This window comes from Klebsiella sp. HN106 (assembly GCF_051209435.1).
Lineage (GTDB): Bacteria > Pseudomonadota > Gammaproteobacteria > Enterobacterales > Enterobacteriaceae > Klebsiella > Klebsiella oxytoca.
The window spans coordinates 1-1510 of record NZ_JBLURD010000058.1; the positions used below are offsets into that span (position 1 = coordinate 1).

At 65.3% G+C, this 1510-nt stretch carries 1 protein-coding gene; it reads left to right on the top strand.

All coding sequences use genetic code 11. The features are described from left to right. On the top strand, positions 1-1510 hold a 1510-nt coding region (locus ACSIPU_RS30245), incomplete at both ends, for an ImcF-related family protein (protein ID WP_435322464.1).

Consider the following 1510-nt stretch of genomic DNA (forward strand, 5'->3'; position numbering starts at 1 on the left):
CAGGCCAGCGCAACGCCGAAAGCACGCTCTATGAGAACATGCTGACGGCCGTCCGGCGCAACTATGCCGATATGACGCTTGAGGACATGACGCCGCAGACCGACGCCCGCCGTCTGTTCAGCACGGACGAGGTGGTGCCGGGAATGTTCACCCGCCAGGCGTGGGAAGGCGGTATTCAGGACGCCATCGACGCCGCCGTGGCCTCGCGGCGCGATGAAATCGACTGGGTGCTGAGCGACAACCGTAACACCGTGTCCACGGATGTCTCCCCGGAGGCGCTGAAACAGCGGCTGACGAACCGCTACTTTACCGATTTTGCCGGAGCGTGGCTGAACTTCCTTAACAGCATCCGGCTGAATCCGGCGCACAACATTACCGATGTCACCGACCAGCTCACCCTGACCGGCGATGTCCGCCAGTCGCCGCTGATTGCGCTGATGAACACTCTGGCCTGGCAGGGGCAGACCGGAGAGCAGGGGGAGGCTCTCTCTGATTTCCTGGTGAGGACGGCGAAAAATCTGCCGGGTAGGGATAAAAAGCCGGTCATTGACCAGCAGGCAGCCGGTCCTCGCGGCCCGCTGGACAGCACCTTCGGCCCGCTGCTGACCCTGACGGGCAAAAACAGCGCGCAGAAGGTGATGGCTGCCGACAGCTCGCTCAGCTTTCAGACCTGGCTCACCCGCATCACCCGCGTGCGCCTGAAACTTCAGCAGGTGGCGAATGCCGCCGACCCGCAGGCGATGATGCAGCAGCTGGCGCAGACGGTGTTCCGGGGCCGGAGCGTGGAGCTGACCGACACGCAGGAGTACGGCAGCCTGGTGGCGGCCAGCCTCGGTGAGGCGTGGCGCGGTTTCGGGCAGACGATGTTTGTTCAGCCGCTGACTCAGGCCCGGGAGGCGGTACTGCAGCCGTCGGCGGCCAGCCTGAACGAGGCGTGGCAGCGCTCCGTGGTCGCGAACTGGAATGCGGCGTTTCAGGGGCGCTATCCCTTTGCGGCCGGGAAGAGCGACGCTTCGCTGCCGATGCTGGCGGCGTTTATCCGCCGCGATACCGGACGTATTGACCGTTTTCTCAGTACGGAGCTGGGCGGGGTGCTGCGCCGGGAGGGCAGCGACTGGGTGGCGGACGGCACCCGCAGCCAGGGGCTGACCTTCAGCCCGGCCTTCCTGAACGCGGTGAACCAGCTCAGCCAGCTGTCCGATATCCTGTTCACCGACGGCAGCCAGGGCATCAGCTTTGAGATGCAGGGGGTGGCGATGCGGGAAGTGGTGGAAACAGCGCTGACGCTTGACGGGCAGACGCTGCACTATTTTAACCAGCTGGCCGACTGGCAGCGCTTCCGCTGGCCGGGGGTGATGAATAAACCGGGGGCGATGCTGACCTGGACGTCAACGACGGCGGGAAGCCGTCTGTATGCAAACCACAGCGGCCCGTGGGGCGTCATCCGGATGCTGGAGCCGATGGCGCGGCAGAAAGCGGGGGACGGGCTGTACCGGCTGACCGTCACCGC